This is a genomic window from Pseudomonas sp. AGC41, assembly GCF_057334555.1.
In genome coordinates, this window is record NZ_JBHFJB010000048.1 from 108,939 (window position 1) to 128,746 (window position 19,808).

General features: G+C 61.4%; 19 protein-coding genes. 10 read left to right on the forward strand and 9 right to left on the reverse strand.

All coding sequences use genetic code 11. The features are described 5' to 3' along the window. Positions 1 to 64 precede the first annotated feature (64 nt). A complete protein-coding gene (gene lpdA / locus ACE04F_RS09980; RefSeq protein WP_486106297.1) occupies positions 65 to 1,465 on the reverse strand; it encodes a dihydrolipoyl dehydrogenase in 1,401 nt (466 codons plus the stop codon). Positions 1,466 to 1,687: 222 nt separating this feature from the next. Here lpdA and hflK (ACE04F_RS09985) point away from each other — a divergent pair, with 222 nt between their 5' ends. From hflK (ACE04F_RS09985) to cfaB, 5 genes are all read left to right on the forward strand, one after another. Continuing rightward, a complete protein-coding gene (hflK, locus tag ACE04F_RS09985; protein WP_486106299.1) occupies positions 1,688 to 3,649 on the forward strand; it encodes a protease modulator HflK in 1,962 nt (653 codons plus the stop codon). Beyond that, positions 3,646 to 4,683: a protease modulator HflC gene (gene hflC / locus ACE04F_RS09990; RefSeq protein ID WP_486106301.1), complete on the forward strand. Its 1,038-nt coding sequence runs from the start codon at positions 3,646 to 3,648 to the stop codon at positions 4,681 to 4,683. The genes hflK (ACE04F_RS09985) and hflC overlap by 4 nt, the downstream gene beginning before the upstream one ends. Continuing rightward, positions 4,680 to 5,732 carry a protease modulator HflK gene (hflK, locus tag ACE04F_RS09995; protein ID WP_434570654.1) on the forward strand — a complete coding sequence of 351 codons (1,053 nt, stop codon included), beginning with the start codon at positions 4,680 to 4,682 and terminating at the stop codon, positions 5,730 to 5,732. Before hflC ends, hflK (ACE04F_RS09995) begins: the two co-directional genes overlap by 4 nt. Next, the gene (locus ACE04F_RS10000; RefSeq protein WP_486106303.1) at positions 5,729 to 7,639 is read left to right on the forward strand and encodes a heavy metal translocating P-type ATPase; all 1,911 of its coding nucleotides are present in this window, start codon (positions 5,729 to 5,731) and stop codon (positions 7,637 to 7,639) included. Before hflK (ACE04F_RS09995) ends, ACE04F_RS10000 begins: the two co-directional genes overlap by 4 nt. A 194-nt stretch (positions 7,640 to 7,833) precedes the next feature. After that, positions 7,834 to 9,021 (forward strand): C17 cyclopropane fatty acid synthase CfaB, encoded by a 1,188-nt coding sequence (gene cfaB / locus ACE04F_RS10005; RefSeq protein ID WP_486106305.1) that lies wholly within the window; start codon positions 7,834 to 7,836, stop codon positions 9,019 to 9,021. Here the strand turns inward: cfaB and cls are convergent. Further along, complete coding sequence (cls, locus tag ACE04F_RS10010; protein ID WP_486106307.1) at positions 9,018 to 10,457, reverse strand: cardiolipin synthase; 1,440 nt, start codon at positions 10,455 to 10,457, stop codon at positions 9,018 to 9,020. The genes cfaB and cls overlap by 4 nt on opposite strands. 141 nt (positions 10,458 to 10,598) lie before the next feature. Between cls and ACE04F_RS10015 the strand changes: the two genes are divergently transcribed. Further along, positions 10,599 to 11,120, forward strand: coding sequence for a DUF3617 domain-containing protein (locus ACE04F_RS10015; protein ID WP_486106309.1), 522 nt, complete (start codon positions 10,599 to 10,601; stop codon positions 11,118 to 11,120). 14 nt (positions 11,121 to 11,134) lie between these two features. Here the strand turns inward: ACE04F_RS10015 and ACE04F_RS10020 are convergent, their stop codons facing one another. The 5 genes from ACE04F_RS10020 to ACE04F_RS10040 form a co-directional block, all read right to left on the reverse strand. Beyond that, a complete protein-coding gene (locus tag ACE04F_RS10020; RefSeq protein WP_486106311.1) occupies positions 11,135 to 12,010 on the reverse strand; it encodes a metal ABC transporter substrate-binding protein in 876 nt (291 codons plus the stop codon). 11 nt (positions 12,011 to 12,021) lie between these two features. Further along, positions 12,022 to 12,888, reverse strand: a complete 867-nt coding sequence (locus ACE04F_RS10025) for a metal ABC transporter permease (protein WP_486106313.1) — start codon at positions 12,886 to 12,888, stop codon at positions 12,022 to 12,024. Beyond that, positions 12,888 to 13,556 carry a metal ABC transporter ATP-binding protein gene (locus tag ACE04F_RS10030; protein WP_486106315.1) on the reverse strand — a complete coding sequence of 223 codons (669 nt, stop codon included), beginning with the start codon at positions 13,554 to 13,556 and terminating at the stop codon, positions 12,888 to 12,890. Before ACE04F_RS10030 ends, ACE04F_RS10025 begins: the two co-directional genes overlap by 1 nt. Beyond that, entirely contained in the window at positions 13,553 to 14,449 is an 897-nt protein-coding gene (gene folE2, locus ACE04F_RS10035) for a GTP cyclohydrolase FolE2 (protein ID WP_486106317.1), read from the reverse strand. Before folE2 ends, ACE04F_RS10030 begins: the two co-directional genes overlap by 4 nt. Before the next feature lie 106 nt (positions 14,450 to 14,555). Continuing rightward, positions 14,556 to 14,948 carry a glutamine synthetase gene (locus ACE04F_RS10040; protein ID WP_486106319.1) on the reverse strand — a complete coding sequence of 131 codons (393 nt, stop codon included), beginning with the start codon at positions 14,946 to 14,948 and terminating at the stop codon, positions 14,556 to 14,558. A 138-nt stretch (positions 14,949 to 15,086) separates the two neighbouring features. On the opposite strand from ACE04F_RS10040, the gene zigA reads away from it, so the two are divergent. Next, the gene (zigA, locus tag ACE04F_RS10045; RefSeq protein WP_486106320.1) at positions 15,087 to 16,295 is read left to right on the forward strand and encodes a zinc metallochaperone GTPase ZigA; all 1,209 of its coding nucleotides are present in this window, start codon (positions 15,087 to 15,089) and stop codon (positions 16,293 to 16,295) included. Beyond that, entirely contained in the window at positions 16,295 to 16,936 is a 642-nt protein-coding gene (locus tag ACE04F_RS10050; protein WP_486106322.1) for a DUF1826 domain-containing protein, read from the forward strand. Before zigA ends, ACE04F_RS10050 begins: the two co-directional genes overlap by 1 nt. Here the strand turns inward: ACE04F_RS10050 and ACE04F_RS10055 are convergent. Continuing rightward, positions 16,933 to 17,286 (reverse strand): NADH:ubiquinone oxidoreductase, encoded by a 354-nt coding sequence (locus tag ACE04F_RS10055; RefSeq protein WP_486106324.1) that lies wholly within the window; start codon positions 17,284 to 17,286, stop codon positions 16,933 to 16,935. The genes ACE04F_RS10050 and ACE04F_RS10055 overlap by 4 nt on opposite strands. A 28-nt stretch (positions 17,287 to 17,314) precedes the next feature. Here ACE04F_RS10055 and ACE04F_RS10060 point away from each other — a divergent pair, with 28 nt between their 5' ends. Beyond that, complete coding sequence (locus ACE04F_RS10060) at positions 17,315 to 18,295, forward strand: CobW family GTP-binding protein (RefSeq protein WP_486106326.1); 981 nt, start codon at positions 17,315 to 17,317, stop codon at positions 18,293 to 18,295. A 12-nt stretch (positions 18,296 to 18,307) separates the two neighbouring features. Here the strand turns inward: ACE04F_RS10060 and ACE04F_RS10065 are convergent, their stop codons facing one another. After that, on the reverse strand, positions 18,308 to 18,730 hold the full coding sequence (locus ACE04F_RS10065; protein WP_486106328.1) for a DUF3301 domain-containing protein: 423 nt from the start codon (positions 18,728 to 18,730) through the stop codon (positions 18,308 to 18,310). A 119-nt stretch (positions 18,731 to 18,849) separates the two neighbouring features. Here ACE04F_RS10065 and pdxY point away from each other — a divergent pair, with 119 nt between their 5' ends. Further along, positions 18,850 to 19,722, forward strand: coding sequence for a pyridoxal kinase PdxY (pdxY, locus tag ACE04F_RS10070; protein WP_486106330.1), 873 nt, complete (start codon positions 18,850 to 18,852; stop codon positions 19,720 to 19,722). Positions 19,723 to 19,808 lie beyond the last annotated feature (86 nt).

Here is a 19,808-nt window from a genome sequence, read left to right on the forward strand (position 1 = left end):
CGACGGCTTCGCCGCCGAGCGGGAGCAAGCTCCCTCGCCACAGATGTTCCATTTAGCCGGGTGACTACATCTGCGTCGCCATCCCCTCCACGTTCATCGCCGCTTGGCGCAACGCCTCAGAGCGAGTGGGGTGAGGGTGGCAGATCAGGGCGATGTCCTCGGCCGAGGCACCGAATTCCATCGCTACGCAGTACTCTGCGATCATCTCGCTGACGCTCGGGCCTACCAGGTGCACGCCGAGAATTTCGTCGGTGCGCTCGTCGGCCAATACCTTGGCGAACCCCTCGGTTTCATGATTGATCTTCGCCCGACTGTTGGCGGTGAACGGAAATTTCCCGACCTTGTAGGCGCGGCCTTCGGCCTTGAGCTGCTCTTCGGTCCTGCCGACGCTGGCCAGTTCAGGACGGGTATAGATGACGTTGGGGATCAAGTTGTAATTGACCTCGCCGGCCTTGCCAACAATCTGTTCGATGCAGGCCATGGCCTCGTCTTCCGCCTTGTGCGCGAGCATCGGCCCGGACGTTACGTCGCCGATCACCCAGATGCCGGGCGCTTCGGTGCGGTGGCGCTCGTTGGCAAGCATGCCGCGTTGGTCGGTCGCCAATCCTGCATTTTCCAACCCCAGGCCCTGGGTATAAGGCCGACGGCCGATGGCAACCAGTACGTAGTCGGCGTCCAGGGTTTGCGCCTCGCCTCCGGCCGCGGGTTCAATTTGCAGTTGCACGCCGCTTGCCGAGGAAACGGCGCGGGTCACCTTGGCGCTCAGCTTGAACTGGATGCCCTGCTTGGCCAGGGCCCGCTGCAGGGTCTTGCCGGCTTCGCCGTCGACGCCTGGGCAGATGCGATCGAGGTACTCCACGACGGTGACTTCGGCACCCAGGCGCCGCCAGACTGAACCGAGTTCGAGGCCGATGACGCCAGCGCCGATTACCACCAGGTGCCGAGGTACTTCGCTCAGGGACAACGCACCGGTGGAGTCGAGAATGCGCTGGTTATCAATGTCGACCCCCGGCAGTGGCGTCGGCTCGGAGCCGGTGGCGATGATGATGTCCTTGGCACTCAGTTCGGTCTTGCCACCGTCCTCACCGGTGACGGTCACTTTGCCGGGGCCGTCGATATGGCCCCAGCCCTTGATCCAGTCAACCTTGTTTTTGCGAAACAGAAACTCGATGCCCTTGGTCAGGCCCGCGACGCTTTCATCCTTTTGTTTCATCATTTGCGCGAGATCGAGGGTAGGGCTGACGTTGATCCCCAGTTGGGCGAATTCCGCGCCCTTGGCTGCTTCGTACAGTTCGGAGGCATGCAGCAACGCCTTGGAGGGCATGCAACCGACGTTCAGGCAAGTGCCGCCGAGGGTGGCACGGCCTTCCACGCAGGCCGCTTTCAACCCCAACTGTCCGGCCCGGATCGCTGCGTTATAACCGCCGGGGCCGCCGCCCAGAATGATCACGTCGTAATTGCTCATTACCGTTTTCCTCATGCCTGGCAAAAAATTATGATCGTAATATGAGCGTTTTCGCGGATAACGGTCAAGGCTTAAGTCAAGCGTCCGCCGCAGGGTTTGCCATGAAGAATTCAAAACGGAAATTTCACAGCGTCGGTTATAAGGTAACGACATATAACGGAGCGATGCGGTGACGTAGGCCTCGCGTGTCCGGTTCTCGAATGCCACAAGCACTGGAGTGACATGCAAGTCGATCTGGAAATAGACGGGGCACACGTGGCCGACTGGCCGCGCTTCCAGCGCGCAGCATTCCAAGGGCTGCGCTTGAAGCGGATCGCGCTCGTATTGGGCGGCCTTGCGGGGCTGGGGCTGGTGTCGGCGTTTTTCATCGGGCTTTTTTCGCCACAATCGATATGGCCGGCGTTGCTGGTGAGCCAAGGCGCGGCGTTATCGGTGCTGGTGGCCGGATTGCAATCGGCCTGGTGGATCACGCAATGGCGTAGCAAGGCGCTGCTGCCCGTTGTGGATATCCTGCCTGGCGAAGACGAGCCTGTTGATAACTCGGGTTGGTACGAGCGCCTGCTTGAGCGGATCAGCGCGCGCTGGATCGGTCTGCTGCAGCAAATCGGCGGGCCGCTCCTGTGGCTTGCCGGCTGGGCGCTGTTGTCGTTGCTGGTGCTGGAGCAAACCTGGGACCTGGCGTTGCCTGCCGCTTCGCTCGGCGTGGCGGCCAGCGTCGGCGCGGTGCTTTCGTTAGTGTTGGCGTTCGGGTTGTTGGTGTTCGAGCGCCAACTGGCTCAGCAGCCGCCTGCCGAATGGCCCGAAGCGGCACCGCTGGCGCAACTGACACGGATGCCGATCATCGTGTTGGTACTGGCTGCCGTGTGTCTGCTCTTTGCCGGGGAGGCGTCCCTCTGGCCGGTGCGCCTGGCGGTGCTGATCGGTTTGTTGCCGGGCCTGGTGGCGGCGGAGTTGTTGCTACGCGCGCTGCTGGCGTTATTCAGCCCGCGCCGGAACACCTTGGAACCGACGCTTCTGGGACGCAGTGTGGTCGCCGATCTGCTGCGCTGGCCGCCGCGACCACTGTTGGCCTTGCAGCATGAATTGCACAATCGTTTTGGCATCGACCTGCGCCAGATCTGGGCGTTCAGCTACATGCGCCGGGCATTTTTTCCGGTGCTGGCATTGGTGGTGCTGGTCGGGTGGTTGCTGACCGGCGTGCATGAGGTGCCGCTGCAAGGGCGCGGGATCTATGAACGTTTCGGCAAGCCGGTGCAGGTCTTTGGCCCCGGTCTCCACGCAGGGTTGCCGTGGCCGTGGGGCAGGGTATTGAACGTCGAGAACGGTGTCGTCCACGAGTTGGCGTCCAGCGTCGGCGACGGCAAGACGGCCTCGGTTGCGGAACCGGCAGAGGGCCCGGCTCCGGCTATCGCCAATCGGTTGTGGGATGCCAGCCATGTGAATGACAAATCCCAGGTCATTGCCAGCCGTCGCGCGGATCAGCAGAGCTTCCAGATCGTCAACATGGACGTACGCTTCGTCTATCGCATCGGCCTGACGGATGCAGCGGCGTTGGCGGCGACTTACCACAGTGCTGATATTCCGACGTTGATTCGCAGCACGGCCAGCCGCGTCCTGGTGCATGAATTTGCCTCGCGCACGCTGGACGGATTGCTGGGTGCGGACCGTGTCAGCCTGGCGGAGGAAATCGGTCGCGCCGTACAGGCCGATCTGCAATCGCTCGACAGCGGTGTGGAGATTCTTGCGACAGTGGTCGAGGCGATCCATCCCCCGGCTGGCGCAGCGAATGCCTACCACGGTGTGCAAGCGGCGCAGATCGGCGCCCAAGCGTTAATCGCCCGCGAGCGTGGCGCCGCTGCGCAGCAGGTCAACCAGGCGCAACTGCAAGCCAGCATTGCCAACGATCAGGCCCAAGCCACGGCGCGTGAAATCAACGCCACTGCCCAAGCCGCCGACCTGCGCTTTCGCGCCGAACGCCAAGCCTACGCGACGGCTGGCCATGCCTTCGTGCTGGAGCAATACCTCGGTCAACTTAGCCAGGGCCTCGGCAGCGCCAGCTTGCTGATCCTTGACCATCGCCTGGGCGGCAACGGCAACGCGCCGACCATTGACCTGCGCACTTTCACGCTGCCGGCGGATCCCGCATCGCAAAACCAACCTGTCCAGCCAGGAGCTGCCCATTGAGCCAGTCCTCTTCCCATGGTCATCACGACCATGCCGGTCACGATCACGGTCATGCCGGACATCATCACGGACATCACCACCATCATGGCGATCCGCAGCAAGCCGGCCCGTTTCCGTGGCGGCGGATGGGCTGGGCCGCGCTGCTGGTGGCGTTTGCCGTTGCGGCCGCCAGCCTGGTCCAGGTGCGTTCGGGGGAGGCCACTGTCATTACCCGTTTCGGCAACCCGGCGCGGGTACTTTTACAACCCGGCCTGGGCTGGCGCTGGCCGGCACCTTTCGAAGCGGCGATCCCGGTAGATCTCAGGCTGCGCACCACCTCCAGCGGATTGCAGGACGTCGGCACCCGCGACGGTCTGCGGATCATCGTCCAGGCCTATGTGGCGTGGCAGGTCCAGGGTGACCCGGACCATGTGCAGCGCTTCATGCGCGCCGTGCAGAACCAGCCGGACGAAGCCGCGCGGCAGATTCGCACCTTCGTCGGCTCGGCGCTGGAAACAACGGCGGCCAGTTTTGATTTGGCAAACCTGGTCAATACCGACGCCAGTCAGGTGCATATCGCCGATTTCGAGGCCCAGTTGCGCCAGCAGATCGAGCAACAATTGCTCGCCACTTATGGCGTGCGGGTTTTGCAGGTGGGCATCGAACGCCTGACGCTGCCCTCGGTGACGCTCACCGCGACCGTAGATCGTATGCGGGCCGAGCGTGAGACCATCGCCACGGAGCGCACAGCCATCGGCAAGCGCGAAGCGGCGCAGATTCGCTCGGCGGCCGAACGCGATGCGCGAATCATGCAGGCTGATGCCACGGTTGAAGCGGCGAGTATCGAAGCGCAGTCCCGCGTCGAAGCGGCTGAAATCTACGGCAAGGCCTATGCCGGTTCGCCGCAGCTTTATAATTTGCTGCGCTCGCTGGACACCTTGAACACTATTGTCGGCCCCGGAACCAAACTGATCTTGCGCACTGATGCGGCACCGTTTCGCGTTCTGGTGGATGGTCCACCCGCCCTGGAGCCTAAAGGTGGAACACAACCATGAGTGTGGTTCCACGTGGAACAAATGAGTTATCCAGCCCGTGGATTCAGGCCGGGCGTCTGGCGTTCCTTGCGCTTTATGCCGTGACTGTCCTGGCGGCATTGGCCTGGGTATTTTCAAATGTGCGGCAAATTGATCCGCAGAGCCGGGCGGTGGTTTTGCACTTTGGTGCGCTGGACCGAATCCAGAACGCCGGTCTGTTATTGGCTTGGCCGCGTCCCGTGGAACAAGTGATTTTGCTGCCGGCGGCAGACCGGGTGCTGGAGCGCCGGGTGGAAAGTCTGCTGCGTTCGGATGCGGCCTTGCAGGCTGATCGCGTCGCCAGTTTTGCCACTCCGGTCAGCGACGAACTCGCGGGCTCCGGTTATCTGTTGACCGGCGATGCGGGCGTGGTGCAACTGGATGTGCGGCTCTTTTACAAGGTCATCGAGCCTTATGCGTTTGTTCTCCAAGGCGAACATGTATTGCCGGCGTTGGACCGGTTGGCGACGAGAAGTGCCGTGGCGCTTGCCGCGGCGCGAGACCTGGACACGATTCTGGTGGCCCGCCCCGAACTGATGGGCAGCGATACCCAAGCCGCGGAGCGCCGTGAACGCTTGCGTGGCGACCTGGTGCAGGGCATCAATCGGCGCCTGGCTGACCTGACCGCGACAGGGCAGGGCTTGGGGATCGAAGTGGTGCGGGTCGACGTGCAATCGAGCCTGCCGGGGCCGGCGGTGAGCGCATTCAATGCGGTGCTGACAGCCAGCCAGCAGGCCGACAAAGCGGTCGCCAACGCCCGAACCGAGGCGGAGAAGCAGACCCAGGCTGCCCGCGAGGAAGCCGACCGTGCGTTACAAGTCGCCCATGCCCAGGCCAGCGAACGGCTTGCCAAGGCATCGACCGACACAGCCTCGGTGTCGGGCCTGGCGAAAACCCAGGACAGCGATCCGCAGATGCTGCAGCGTCTGTACCGCGAACGCATGCCCGGGATTCTTGGTCGGGCTGGTTCCGTCACCACGGTCGACCCGAAAGACGATTCTCGTCTGATCATCCAGGGAGGCGGCCAATGACCGCGCAGACTATCAACATGCCGATGCTGTCCACCGCCGAGCAACGCGCGGCCGCTCGGCAACTGACCCTGGCGATGCTCGCCCTCGGCTTGCTTGCCCTGGGCCTGGCCTGGCGCGTCTGGTTGCCGGAGCAGGGTACCGTCAGCCAACTGCTGTTGGGGTTTGCCTCGCTGTTGGTGGCGGTGCCGGTGATGCGCTCCGCATGGTACAGCCTGCGTTATCCGAGTCTGCATGGGATTACCGATCAGTTGATTGCCTTGGCGATGCTGGGGGCCTGGGCTACGGGAGACCTGCTGACGGCGGCGCTGTTGCCGATCATCATGATTTTCGGCCATGTACTGGAAGAGCGCAGCGTCATCGGTTCCCAGGAAGCGATCGATGCCCTTGGCCAACTGACCCGCAGCCAGGGCCGCAAAGTGCAGGCCGATGGCTCGATCATCGAAGTGGACAACGCTACGTTGCGACCCGGCGATGTGGTGGAGGTCCGCGCCGGCGACCGGGTGCCCGCCGATGGTCGGGTGCTGTCCGGCCAAGCGAGCCTCGACACCGCGCCCATTACGGGTGAGTCGGTGCCATTGGAGGCGGTGGCGGGTGTTGAAGTCTTTGGGGGCGCGATCAACCTCGACGGTCTGTTGCGCCTGGAGGTAACCCGCACCGGCGATGAATCGACGCTGGGCAAAGTCATTGCGCTGATGCAGAACGCCGAGCGCTCGAAACCGCCAATCACTCGTTTGCTGGAACGTTACGCCGGAAGTTATCTGGTGCTGGTGTTGTTGCTGGCGGCGGTTACCTGGTTTGTCACCAATGACGCCCAGGCGATGTTGGCGGTTCTGGTGGCGGCGTGTCCCTGCGCCTTGGTGTTGTCAGCCCCGGCGACGGCCATCGCCGGGATAGCGGTGGCGGCGCGCCACGGGATCCTGATTCGCAGCTCGGCTTTTCTCGAGGAGCTGGCGGACCTCACCTCGTTAGTCATCGACAAGACCGGAACTCTGACCCACGGCTCCCTGCGTCTGCAATCGATCGAAAGTACCGAGGACGACCCTGCCGCATTGCTGCCACTGGCCGCGAGCCTCGGATCGGCCAGCAGTCATCCGGTCAGTCGGGCCTTGGCGGGGCTGGTGGCAGCGCAAGATTATCTGCCGCTGACCGATATTCACGAACGCCAGGGGCTCGGGGTAGTCGCCATGACAGTGCAGGGGGAGGCCGCCCTTGGCCGACCCGAATTGTTTGCCCGGTTGGGCATCGAGATACCGACGGTTCCCAGTCATGACGGCCCGATCGCCGGCCTGGCACTGGACGGGCAGTTTCGCGCCTGGCTGCTGCTGGCCGACAGCGTCAAGCCGGAAGCGCGGGTGGCCATGAGCGAACTGCGGGCGCTGGGGTTGGGTCGCCAGTTATTGCTCACGGGGGATCGCCAGAGTGTGGCCGCCGCCCTGGCGCACGATGTCGGTATCAGCGAGCTGCAGGCACAGGCGCTGCCGGAGGACAAGCTTGACCGGGTCATGGTCGAAATCGACCAGGGTTTCCGTCCGATGGTGGTGGGTGACGGCATCAACGATTCGCTGGCGCTGAAAGCCGGTGTGGTCGGCGTGGCGATGGGCGCGGGCGGTGCCGATATCGCCCTGGCGTCGGCGGATATCGTGTTGATCGGCAGTGACTTGCGACGCCTGGGCACCTGCGTGCGGCTGAGTCGTCAATGTCGACGCACGTTGCAGGTCAACGTGATCATCGGCCTGGGCTGGACGCTGGCCATCGTCGCTTTCGCGGCGTTCGGCTGGCTCGGAGCAGCGGGGGCGATGATCGCCGCGCTGCTGCATAACCTGAGCACATTGCTGGTGCTGGGCAATGCGGGACGACTGCTGCGGTTTCACGAGCCCTTGGCGAAGATCCAGTCGGATAGCCGCTGACGACCCCGAGCGAACTGTCGCTCGCACCCGCAGTCTCTAGCGAGAGGGCCCAGCCAATCCAGGCAGTCACCGCTCGGGCGGTAGATGGAAGACGATAGAAAAAGGCTATAAATTCGATAGCCTGCTATTTTTCCATGATGGTCTACCCTCATTTCAGACGTCTGAAACAATCTGAAACATGGGGAGGTTATTACATGCTGGCTCAACTTCCACCGGCCTTACAGAATTTGCACCTACCGCTTCGGTTGCGGCTCTGGGACGGCCATGAGTTCACGCTGGGCGCCGATCCCAGCGTCACGATTGTGGTAAAGGACCCACAAATGGTCGCGCAATTCACCCATCCCAGCCTGGATGCCCTGGGAGCGGCGTTTGTCGAGGGCAAACTCGAACTGGAGGGCTCGATCAACGAAGTCATCCGGGTGTGTGACGAGCTGAGCCAGGCTCTGGTGGACGAAGACGAGAGCCACCTCCCGGTGCGTGCGCTGCACGACAAGGAAACCGACGCCAAGGCCATCTCCTATCATTACGATCTGTCCAACGCGTTTTATCAGCTCTGGCTTGACAGCGACATGGTGTATTCCTGTGCGTATTTCGAGACCGGCAGTGAAACCCTCGAGCAAGCGCAACAAGCCAAATTCCGCCACCTATGCCGCAAGCTCCGCCTGCAACCCGGCGATTACCTGCTGGACGTCGGATGCGGCTGGGGTGGTCTCGCGCGCTTTGCCGCACGGGAATTCGGCGCCAAGGTCTTCGGCATTACCCTGAGCAAGGCGCAGCTTGCGTTGGCGCGGGAGCGGGTAAAGGCCGAAGGCCTGGAGGACCAGGTAGAGCTCCAGCTTCTGGACTACCGGGACCTGCCCCAGGATGGTCGATTCGACAAAGTGGTCAGCGTCGGCATGTTCGAACACGTCGGGCATGCCAACCTGGCGCAGTACTGCAAGACGCTGTACGGCGCGGTCCGTGAGGGTGGGCTGGTGATGAATCACGGGATTACCGCCAAGCACACCGACGGGCGTCCGGTAGGTCGCGGCGCGGGTGAATTTATCGAGAAGTATGTATTCCCGAACGGTGAGTTGCCGCACCTGTCGATGATTTCCGCCGAGATCAGCGAAGCGGGGCTGGAAATTGTCGATGTGGAAAGCCTGCGCATGCATTACGCGCGCACTCTCGACCATTGGAGCGAGCGCCTGGAGGACAACCTCGAAGCCGCTTCCAGGGAAGTGCCGGAACAGGCGCTGCGAATCTGGCGTCTTTACCTGGCCGGCTGCGCCTATGCATTCGCCAAGGGCTGGATAAACCTGCATCAGATCCTCGCGGTGAAGGCCCACGCCGATGGTAGCCATGAGCTGCCCTGGACCCGCGACGACATCTACACGCCTTAAAGAATCGGCGAAATCAGCCGGGCGATCCGCATCCCGACCTTCTGCAGGCGGTGGGTTTCCCGGCTTTCCCGTCTGGCCACTTCGTGGGCCTGGGCGAAGTCCTTTTCGAGCATCTGCTCGACCTCGCCGGCAAAGGAAATGTCGACGGTCAGCAGCATGACTTCGAAGTTCAGCCGGAACGAACGGTTGTCCAGGTTCGCGCTGCCGACGGCGCTGATTTCCCGGTCGATCAGCACCACTTTCTGATGCAGGAAACCCGGTTCATAACGAAACACCCGCACGCCGGCGCGCACTGCTTCGAACGCATAAAGACTGGACGCGGCGTAGACGATCCGGTGATCCGGTCGCGACGGCAACAGGATGCGCACGTCCACGCCGCGCAGCACGGCCAGGCGCAAAGCCGCGAATACCGCCTCGTCGGGAATGAAATACGGCGTGGTTATCCAGATGCGTTCGTTTGCCGCGTGAATGGCTTCGACGAAGAACAGCGAGCAGGTTTCGTAGGCATCGGCCGGACCGCTGGCCAGCAGTTGGCAGAGCACTCCGTCGTCCGGATAAGTGTCCGGCAGGATCAACGGCGGCAGGGAACGCGCCGCCCAGAACCAATCCTCGGCGAAGGACTCCTGCATGCTCGCTACCACTGGGCCGCGTACCTCCACATGGGTGTCGCGCCACGGTGCCAGGGGTGGTTTTTCCCCCAGGTATTCATCGCCCACATTGTGCCCGCCGACGAACCCCAGGACGCCGTCCACGGCGACAATCTTGCGGTGGTTGCGAAAGTTGACCTGAAACCGGTTGAGCCAACCGCTGCGAGTGGCAAACGCTTTGACGTGAACGCCACCGTCGCGCAAGGCCTGGACATAACGATGGGGCAGGGAATGGCTACCGATACGGTCGTAAAGCAGGTAGACCGCCACACCTTCAGCGGCTTTCTTCAACAGCAACGCGTGCAAGCGCTGACCAAGCCGGTCGTCGTGGATGATGAAAAATTGCACCAGAACCGCTTCGCGAGCGCTCTCGATGGCCTGGAAAATCGCTTCGAACGTAGCTGGGCCATCAACCAACAGGCGCACCTGATTGTTTGCCAGGCACGGCGTGCGTCCCAACTTCGGCATGGCCCGTAACGAGGCGTAGGCCTGGGATGCGCGAGCGGCCAGCGCTTCTTCGACCCAGGGGCGCCAGTTGAGCTCGGAGATCGCCTTGCGCATTTCCTCGTTGGCTTGTCGACGCGCCTTGATGTAGCCGTCGAAGGTGCTGCGGCCGAAGACCAGGTAAGGAATCAATGTCAGGTAGGGGATGAATACCAGCGACAGGGCCCAGGCAATCGAGCCCTGGGCGGTACGCACCGTCAGCACCGCATGGACGGCGGCGATGGAGCCGAGGGTATGGAGCAGCGCGATCAGGTAACCGAAAACATGCGGGCCAAAAAAATCCATGGGGCTGCCTTGCTCCTGAAACTTCAATGCTTAACAGACCATGTTCCAAGGCGAATGTCGCTATTTAATTCACTCGGCGCGGGTCTGAACCGAAGCCTGAAGGTGGCGTCTAACGGCCACTTGTCCTCTGGAGTTTGTGCAATGAATGTTCGTCTGCTGGGTTTGGCCTTGGCCGTTGGCTTGTCGGTTCCTGTGGCGGCTCAGGCGCAGATGCTTCAACCAGGCTTGTGGGAATTGACGACCAGCAATATGAAAGTCGACAACCAGAACCTGCCGGATCTGCAATTGATCCTTGGTCAACTGCAGAACCAGATGACGCCTGAACAGCGGGCAATGCTGGAAAAGCAGGGCATCACCATGGGGGGCAAGGGGATCCGGGTGTGCCTGACTCCGGCACAGGTGCAGACCAATGACATCCCGCTGCAGGATCCGCAATCAGGCTGCAAGCAGCAGATCACCGAGCGTACCGGCAACCAGTGGAAATTCCGCTTCAGTTGCCCGAAAGCCCAGGGCAACGGTATCGCGACATTCCAGAGCGATCGCGAATTCACCACCCAGGTCAATGGCACGTTCAACGCCACAGGTATCCAGCAGAACGGCAGCCTGGACACCCGCGCCGTATGGCTGGGGCAGGATTGCGGGACGGTCAAGCCGAGGGCTTGATCAGCGGCCTGTTATCAGGGCCGGCCCAGTGCCTCGTAGAGTGTGTTGAGGTTGTATTCGAAGAGACCGGTAAAGGTGCTGGCCGGTCCGCTGGCGGCGAGGGCATCGGAGTACAGCGTGCCACCGATGTGCGCGCCGCTTTCGTCGGCGATCTGCTTGAGCAGGCGCGCGTCCTTGATGTTTTCCATGAACACGGCTTTGACTTTTGCTTTACGAATCTGGGTGATCAACGCAGCAACTTCCGCGGCTGACGGTTCACGCTCGGTAGACAACCCTTGCGGCGCCAGGAACTCGATACCATAAGCCTGGCCCAGGTAACCGAACGCATCGTGGGACGTGACGATCTTGCGATTGCCCGGTGGCAACGCAGCGAACTTCGCCTTGGCTTCGGCGAGCAGCGCATAAATCTTCTTCAGGTACGCCTGGCTGTTACGTTCGTAGTCGGCCTTGTTCGCCGGGTCGGCCGCCTCCAATGCCTTGGTGATGTTGCCAACATAAAGCACGGCGTTGGCGAGGTTATGCCAGGCGTGCGGATCGAGGATGGTCTCGCCATCTTCTTCCAGCGAGCGTGGAATCACGCCACGGCTGGCACTGATGACCGGGGCACCGGTTTCGGTGCTGGTCACCAGGCGATCCAGCCACGGCTCGAAGCCCAACCCATTCTTGATGATCAGTTTCGCCCCGAGCAACGCCTTGGCGTCGTCCGGCGTGGGTTCATAGGTATGTGCGTCAGCGTCCGGCCCCACCATGTTGGTGATCTGGACATGCTCGCCGCCGACTTGTCGGGTCATGTCGGCAAGGATGCTGAAGCTGGTCACCACCTTGAGTTTTTCAGCAGCAGACAGGGACATGGACAGCATCAAGCTGAATATCAGGAGCAGGGCGCGCATCGGGAAACACCTCATTGGGATGTAAGCAGGGGCGGGCGGCGCAGCAAGCCGTGCACCGGACCGAATACCACGGACAACAGATAGGACGCGCCCGCCACCAGGACGATGGCCGGCCCGCTGGGCAGCGAAAAATAGAAGGACAACAGCAGGCCCAGCCACACCGAGAGACAACCGAGCAATGCAGCGACCAGCATCAACATCGGCAGGCGCCGACTCCAGAATCGCGACGCGGCCGCCGGCAGCATCATCAGGCCGACCACCATCAACGCGCCGATGGCCTGGAAGCCGATGACCAGGTTCAGCACCACCAGGGTCAGGAATACGCCGTGAGCCAGGGGACCCAGACGGCTGACGGTTTGCAGAAACAGTGGGTCCAGGGTGTCGAGTAACAGCGGGCGATAGATCAACGCCATCGCCACCAGACTGGCCGCCGAAACCCAGAGCATGCCGGTGAGTGTCGGGCCGTCCACCGCCAGCGCCGAGCCGAATAACAGGTGGAGCAAGTCCAGGCGTTTACCGGCCATACCGAGGATCAAGACTCCGGCGGCGAGGGAGATGGGGTAGATCGCCGCCAGGCTGGCGTCTTCCCGTAGGCCGGTGCGGCGGGTGATCCACGCCGCCAGCCCGGCCATGCTCAAGCCGGCGCCCAGGCCACCCACCGTCAAGGCTGGCAGGCTCAGACCGGCGAACCAGAAACCCAGGGCCGCGCCCGGCAGGATGCCGTGAGCTACCGCATCGCCGATCAGACTCATGCGCCGCAGAATCAGGAACACGCCTAGCGGAGCCGTGCTGCATGCCAGCACCAATCCGCCCAACAAGGCCCGGCGCATGAAGACAAATTCCTGGAAGGGCTGCCAGAAGTGGCTGGCTGTGAGCATCAAGCGACCTGTGTGTAAGGCGTCGGGGCGATCAATTCGGCGCTGCGAGCCAATACGCAGCCGGACGGATTGATCAGCAAGGTATGAGGGATGTGTTGATGCACCGCAGCCAAATCGTGACAAACCACCACCAGGGTGCGCCCTTCGCGATGCCATCGCTGAATGTTCTTCCACAGCAGTGCCTGGCCTTGTTCATCAAGGGCTGCGTGGGGCTCGTCCAGCAACAGGAGTGGCGCTTCGGTCAGGCTCAGCCGCGCAAGCAGGGCCCGTTGCAACTCGCCACCCGACAACGCCATCAGCGGACGGTGTTCCAGGCCGCTCAAGGCCCAGTCGTCGAGAACCGCCTTGAGTCGTTGGTTGCGTGCTGCAGGTTCCTGTCGATTACCCCAGGAACCTGCCGCCACCAATTCCTGCAGGCTGATGGGAAATTGCCGATCCAGGTGCTGCTGTTGAGGCAGGAACGACACGCCGCCGCGCCGTTGAACGTTGAGCGAGACCTTCCCGGTCAGTGGCTTCTGTAACCCGGCGATGACTTTCAGCAGGCTGCTTTTCCCTGATCCGTTGGCGCCAATTATTGCGGTCAGGCTGCCCTCCGGGCGCTCCATGTGCAGAGGTGGAGTGAGAGGGCGCCCGGGGATACCCCAACTCAATCCCTGGCAACGAATCATGAGTCCTCCCGTCGCCAATGGCTTTGGGCGACGGCATCGTGGGCGTGCAGGCTTTCCGCATGAACGACTCGTACGTCAAGAGAGTAAACCCAGGGCAGCGGCCTCAGCGCTATGTTCAGGCGCCGCGCGGCATCTTCGCAGAACATCAGGTTCTGCCCATTGGCGAGCGCGAAGGCTTGCTCATCGACGCGTTTGACGGCGGTTTGGACCGCGGTGCCGAGTGCCGCCTCCGCCTCGTTGATCAGCGGTAACACCGGAAACTCATCGAGCTTGGCGTCCAAGCGCAGGTTCAGGATGGCGACGCTGCGCTGGCTGTGAGGGGTGGCCACGATACCTTTCTGAGAACCTAGCCACGCGAGAACTTCAGCGTGCTCCAGGTTTGTATTCGCGAAATCGTCGAGGAATTTCTGCTGGATCAGTTGCCGCGCCAGCGCTGCCGAACAAGGGCAAGTGGAGGAGTATGGAATTTCGACCTGCAGTTCCACGTGGAACATCGAGTTTTTCAGATGTGCTTTCACTGTAACTGGATAACGCTTCCAGCCGGCCAACGGGCTGATCAATGCAGGGCGCTTGTACATCAGATCGGTGCGCAGGGTCAGTGAGGCATTCCGGGATAGACCCTCGTGACTGTCCAGAAACTCTTGCAGGATCCGGCGTAACAGGTCCGGAGAAAGCGCGGTGTCCTCAAGCTTTTCGAGTGCCACATACAAACGCGACATATGGATGCCACGCGCTTCGCCATCATCGAGACTGACGCCGGCGTCGGCAGAGGCGCTCAACCGCAGGCCGTCCACCAGCACCGGCACGGCGATGCCGCACATGCCCACCCAATCCAGCGGCATGCCTTGACGAGATGCCTGCGCAGCAATGTCCGGCAGAGTTAACGCGTTCATTTTCGAGGTCCATGAGAGGTTCGTTTTTAATGTTATAGTATAACAATAAGATCGACGAGACCTTTTTCATGAACAGAGTTTCATCTCGAGAGTTCCACGTTAAACCTCAGCGTGAAGACTCCTGGCAGCCATTCATGCGACCGCACATAAAACTGCCTCTGGTGCCGCCAGAGCTGGAAAAACGGTTGATCGTCGTCCAACCCACACGGCGACTGTATCCAACCCAGGCTTCGCCATCGGAGGCCAGTCCAGTGAAGAAGGTCAGTTGGCCGTATCGGCTGTTTGTCTGGGCCCAGTAGCGGTGGCCAGCCACCTCATATCCACGCAGATAAATCGTATTGCCAGCCGTAGCGACGCTGTAGGCATTGCCCTGTCCATCTACGCAGGCCAGCACGTTGGCGCTGCGGGTGCAGGTACCCAACAAAGCGCCTTGTGCCGAAACGCCCATCGCTATCAGCAGCAGTGGCGTAGCGAACAGGTATTTGAAGAAGTTGAGCATTTTGTAAAAGCCCGGAAGCAGAAAAGGGTTGGCTGTACTTTAGTGTAATAATATAACATTAAAAACGACTGACCCCTTTAGCCGAACCGAAACCTGATACGAGCCACAGAAGCGGCCGCCCCGATGAGGATAAACCTGATGCCTAACCGTCTTCCCGTTACCGTGCTGTCCGGATTTCTCGGGGCTGGTAAAAGCACCTTGCTCAATCATGTGTTGCGTAATCGCGACAACCTGCGCGTTGCCGTTATCGTCAACGATATGAGCGAGATCAACATTGATGGCAGCGAAGTGCAGCGAGATGTCAGCCTCAATCGCGCCGAAGAACGGTTGGTCGAAATGAGTAACGGCTGTATCTGCTGCACGCTGCGCGAGGATCTCTTGGAAGAAGTGGGCAAGCTTGCCAGGGAAGGCCGCTTCGATTATCTGCTGATCGAATCCACGGGCATTTCGGAGCCGATGCCGGTCGCCGAAACCTTCACCTTTCGCGATGAAGAAGGGCGCAGCCTGGCGGACGTTGCGAGGCTCGACACGATGGTGACAGTGGTCGATGGCGTGAACTTCATCAAGGATTACCAGGCCGCCGAAAGCCTTTCCAGCAGGGGCGAAACCCTCGGGGAAGAAGATGAGCGCTCCATAACCGATTTGCTGATCGAGCAGATCGAATTCGCCGACGTGATCCTGATCAGCAAGATTGATCTCATAAGCCGTTCCGAACGAGAAGAGTTGAGCGCAATCCTGTCGCGCCTGAATGCCCAGGCGCAGGTTATTCCGATGGTCATGGGGCAGGTACCGCTGGGGCAGATCCTCGATACGGGCCGCTTCGATTTTGAACGCGCGGCGCAGGCGCCCGGTTGGCTGCGGGAGTTGCGCGGCGAGCATGTGCCTGAAACCTTGGAATACGGCATCGCATCGACTGCTTACCGCGCCCGTCGCCCGTTTCATCCCCAACGATTCTTCAACTTTATCGACCGCCCATGGACCAATGGCACACTCCTGCGCTCCAAAGGTTTTTTCTGGCTCGCCAGCAAACATGAGGAAGCCGGCAGTTGGTCTCAGGCCGGCGGGTTGATGCGTCACGGCTTCGCCGGGCGCTGGTGGCGGTTCGTGCCGAAAAGCCAGTGGCCGCTGGATGAGGAGAGCATCGCCGCGATCATGAAAAACTGGCTGGAGGCCTCCGGTGATTGCCGCCAGGAGCTGGTATTCATTGGTCAGAATATAGACTTCGCGCTGCTCGCCACCGAACTGGACGCTTGCCTGCTAACCGACGCGGAGATGAGCCTGGGCATCGAGCGCTGGCGGCAGTTGCCAGACCCGTTCGGCCCCTGGCATGAAGAGGTCGCGGCGTGATGCTGGCGCCTCGTCTGAAGCAGCTGCGGCAGATCCAGGGAGACACGCCGCTGACCTTCGCGCAGATTCTGGATGACGACACCAACCTGGCGGTGTGGCAGCGTCACCTCCCGGCGCATATCGGCGATTTTGCGGCGATGCTGCTCTCGATGGGCCAACCCCTGGCCGAGTCGATGGTGCTTGAGCTACCGGGCGAGGATACGCAGCCGGTGTTGCATGGCCTTGCCGCGGGCTTCGGCGATCTGCACGGATATGAAGGGTTCGTCGCGGATGTCGCCTGGCTGGTCAGCGCGTTTGCCTGCCTCCTCGGTGCCCGGCGCGTCGGTCTGCGCCTGCGAGCGTTGGATACGGCGATGTGCCCACGTTTTCACGTCGACCATGTGCCGGTGCGGCTGATCACCACCTATGCCGGCGTCGGCAGCCAATGGCTCATGGAAGGCGTCATGGACCGTCGACAATTGGCCCAGCCTGAAGCAGAGCCTGCCGACGCGAGTCTGATTCAGCAGATGCGCAGCGGTGATGTGGCGCTGCTCAAAGGTGAAAAGTGGCAAGGCAATGAAGGCTATGGGCTGATTCATCGCTCACCGCAACTGGTGCCCGGCGAGCGGCGTTTGATTCTTTCACTGGATTGGCTGGCTTAAGGCTTGAGCCAGTTTCCCTGGCTTTGGTTTTCGCAAAAGGGTTTCAGGTAAGCCGCATCGGTGGCTACGCCGTAATAGTGAATATCCTGGCGATAAGGCATATTGGCGACCTGGGCGTTGCTGCAAATGCCAAATGCCCCGCCAGGGCACTGGTCGACATACTGCACGTCGACTTTCTGTCCGAGCAGGCTGGGTTGGCAGAAGCCGTCGGCGAACAGTTTTTGCGGAATGTTGCGGTTCTGCTGGCAGACTCTGACATCGAGCCGTTCCGCCTGGCTGTGCACCACACACGCCTGGGCCAAGGCCTGGTTCGAGGTCAGCAGCAGTAACAGCCAACCGATCATTCGCATTTTAAACCTCCGTCGAAAGCTATCGATCATGTTGCAGAACATACCCACCCATGTGATTGGCGGCCCTTTGGGTGCAGGCAAGACCAGCCTGATCAGGCAATTGCTGGCTCAGCGTCCGGCTGATGAGCGCTGGGCCGTGCTGATCAACGAGTTCGGCCAGATCGGCCTGGATGCCGCGCTGCTGACCCAGGCCGCCGATGGTATCGCATTGGGCGAAGTGGCCGGGGGCTGTTTGTGTTGCGTCAATGGAGCGCCGTTTCAGATCGGCCTTGGCCGTTTATTGCGCAAGGCGCGGCCACACCGTCTGTTCATCGAACCATCCGGGCTGGGTCATCCAGCGCAACTCTTGCGACAGCTGAACGAAGCGCCCTGGCTTGGCGTGCTGGCGATCCAGCCTTGTGTGTTGGTCCTGGATGCCAAGGCAATGGCGAACGGCAAGCCGTTGCCCGATGCGCAAAGACAGGTCCTGGCTGACGCGGGTTTGCTGGTGCTGAACAAGTCCGAAGACCTTACCGAAGCCGATCGTGTGGGCATTATTTCCCAATTGCCTGAGACTGCGCTGTATTGGACCCATCAGGCTGCGTTGCCGATTGATCGGCTGCCCGGCCTGGTGAATCGTGGCGACAGGGCTGTGGATAATTTCGCTGTGGATAACTTGAATGTGCACAAGAGCCTGGGGCAGATGCCGGCCATCTGGAGTGACCCGACGTTGCCGATCTGCCTGCATCAGCAGCAGGGCGAAAGCTGGAGTATCGGTTGGCGCTGGCATCCAGATCAACGATTCGACGTCGCGCAGCTGTCTCGATGGCTGCACGGCAAAGACTGGAAACGCGCAAAAATGGTTATCCACAGCGAGGGCGGTTGGGTTTCCGCCAATGCGTTGGACGCAGGGCCGCTGGAGTGGCAAGCGAGCGAGTGGCGACAGGATTCGCGAATCGAACTGATCTTCGCCGAACCACAAGACGTGGGAATCCTTCAAGCGGGCCTGGCGAGCTGCCGCCACCCTTGAGTCAGCCTCGTTTCAGGGCTTCCATTTGTTGTGTTCCTGACGCCACTGGCTCAGCTCGATAACCTCGGCCCGGGGCCGGGTCTGGACCGGTTCGATGGGCGCCTGCGCGGTTTCTTCGAACGGCATCGGATAGGGTGCCAGCTCGATGTGTGCACTGTGGGCGCCGAATTGAGTGATGGTGCCGGTATGACGCGTCTCGCCCGTTACTGTGAATTCGAAGTTATAGACACGTGCCAGGCGCCGTCGCCCGCTGCCATCTTTCACAAACCCGATCTTGCTCAGCGCCACGTTGCCATCCAGCAGCTCGATCTTGAGATTGGCGCAGTGTTGCATGACCCTCGCCAGAGCCCGTTCGCGCAAGCCATGGTTGTGCCACAGCCAGGCGCCACCGGCAGCCAGCAGCATCAGCACGAAAATGTTTCCAAGGGTCAGCATGAACGAAGTGCTCCAACAAGTTGCCGTCAGCTTAACTGTGTCGCCGGTCTGTCGTACAGGCTGCGTTTAGTCGCATACTGCGCCGCTTGAATTTCATTCGTTTTACGGAAGCTTCCTGCATGAAACGTACGCCTCATCTGCTTGCCATCCAGTCCCATGTGATATTTGGTCACGCCGGCAACAGTGCCGCCGTGTTTCCAATGCAGCGGGTCGGCGTCAATGTATGGCCGCTCAATACCGTGCAGTTCTCCAATCACACCCAGTACGGGCAGTGGGCCGGAGAAGTGCTGGCGCCTGACCAGATTCCACTTTTGGTTGAGGGGATCGCGGCCATTGGCGAGCTGGGCAACTGCGACGCGGTGCTGTCCGGTTATCTGGGCAGCGCGGCCCAGGGGCAGGCAATCCTGGCGGGCGTAGCGCGGATCAAGGCGTGCAACCCCAAGGCGCTGTATCTGTGCGACCCGGTCATGGGGCATCCGGAGAAGGGCTGCATCGTGGCACCCGAGGTGAGCACGTTTTTGCTGGAAGAAGCCGCTGCCGTGGCGGACATCATGTGTCCGAACCAATTGGAACTGGACAGTTTTGCCGGGCGCAAGGCGCAATCATTGTTCGATTGCCTGGCCATGGCCCGTGGGCTGTTGGCTCGTGGACCGAAGGTTGTGCTGGTCAAACACCTGGCTTACGCCGGCAAGCCCGACGACAGCTTCGAGATGTTGCTGGTCACGGCTGACGGAGGCTGGCACCTGCGTCGTCCATTGCTGGCGTTTCCCCGCCAGCCGGTAGGGGTAGGTGACCTGACCTCGGGATTATTCCTGGCGCGGATACTGTTGGGCGACAGCCTGGTGGCGGCATTCGAGTTCACCGCTTCGGCGGTACACGAAGTGTTGCTGGAAACCCAAGCGTGTGCCAGCTATGAGCTGCAACTGATCCGTGCCCAGGATCGGATCGCCCACCCGCGCGTGCGCTTCGAGGCCACGCCGATCAGCCTTTGACGCATGCCAGAACTGTCGGAGTGAGCCAGGTCGATGTCTGGTGCATCTGTGGCGAGGGAGCTTGCTCCCGCTCGGCTGCGCAGCAG

Bases quoted from the DNA above. Each gene is read 5' to 3' on its own strand.
- ACE04F_RS10050 (WP_486106322.1), top strand. From the start codon at position 16,295: ATGCTGGCGCCTCGTCTGAAGCAGCTGCGGCAGATCCAGGGAGACACG.
- ACE04F_RS10065 (WP_486106328.1), bottom strand. From the start codon at position 18,730: ATGCTGACCCTTGGAAACATTTTCGTGCTGATGCTGCTGGCTGCCGGT.
- folE2 (WP_486106317.1), bottom strand. From the start codon at position 14,449: ATGAACGCGTTAACTCTGCCGGACATTGCTGCGCAGGCATCTCGTCAA.
- ACE04F_RS10020 (WP_486106311.1), bottom strand. From the start codon at position 12,010: ATGCGCGCCCTGCTCCTGATATTCAGCTTGATGCTGTCCATGTCCCTG.
- lpdA (WP_486106297.1), bottom strand. From the start codon at position 1,465: ATGAGCAATTACGACGTGATCATTCTGGGCGGCGGCCCCGGCGGTTAT.
- ACE04F_RS10060 (WP_486106326.1), top strand. From the start codon at position 17,315: ATGTTGCAGAACATACCCACCCATGTGATTGGCGGCCCTTTGGGTGCA.
- pdxY (WP_486106330.1), top strand. From the start codon at position 18,850: ATGAAACGTACGCCTCATCTGCTTGCCATCCAGTCCCATGTGATATTT.
- ACE04F_RS10000 (WP_486106303.1), top strand. From the start codon at position 5,729: ATGACCGCGCAGACTATCAACATGCCGATGCTGTCCACCGCCGAGCAA.
- cfaB (WP_486106305.1), top strand. From the start codon at position 7,834: ATGCTGGCTCAACTTCCACCGGCCTTACAGAATTTGCACCTACCGCTT.
- hflK (WP_434570654.1), top strand. From the start codon at position 4,680: ATGAGTGTGGTTCCACGTGGAACAAATGAGTTATCCAGCCCGTGGATT.
- zigA (WP_486106320.1), top strand. From the start codon at position 15,087: ATGCCTAACCGTCTTCCCGTTACCGTGCTGTCCGGATTTCTCGGGGCT.
- ACE04F_RS10040 (WP_486106319.1), bottom strand. From the start codon at position 14,948: ATGCTCAACTTCTTCAAATACCTGTTCGCTACGCCACTGCTGCTGATA.
- ACE04F_RS10055 (WP_486106324.1), bottom strand. From the start codon at position 17,286: ATGCGAATGATCGGTTGGCTGTTACTGCTGCTGACCTCGAACCAGGCC.
- ACE04F_RS10030 (WP_486106315.1), bottom strand. From the start codon at position 13,556: ATGATTCGTTGCCAGGGATTGAGTTGGGGTATCCCCGGGCGCCCTCTC.
- ACE04F_RS10025 (WP_486106313.1), bottom strand. From the start codon at position 12,888: ATGCTCACAGCCAGCCACTTCTGGCAGCCCTTCCAGGAATTTGTCTTC.
- cls (WP_486106307.1), bottom strand. From the start codon at position 10,457: ATGGATTTTTTTGGCCCGCATGTTTTCGGTTACCTGATCGCGCTGCTC.
- ACE04F_RS10015 (WP_486106309.1), top strand. From the start codon at position 10,599: ATGAATGTTCGTCTGCTGGGTTTGGCCTTGGCCGTTGGCTTGTCGGTT.
- hflK (WP_486106299.1), top strand. From the start codon at position 1,688: ATGCAAGTCGATCTGGAAATAGACGGGGCACACGTGGCCGACTGGCCG.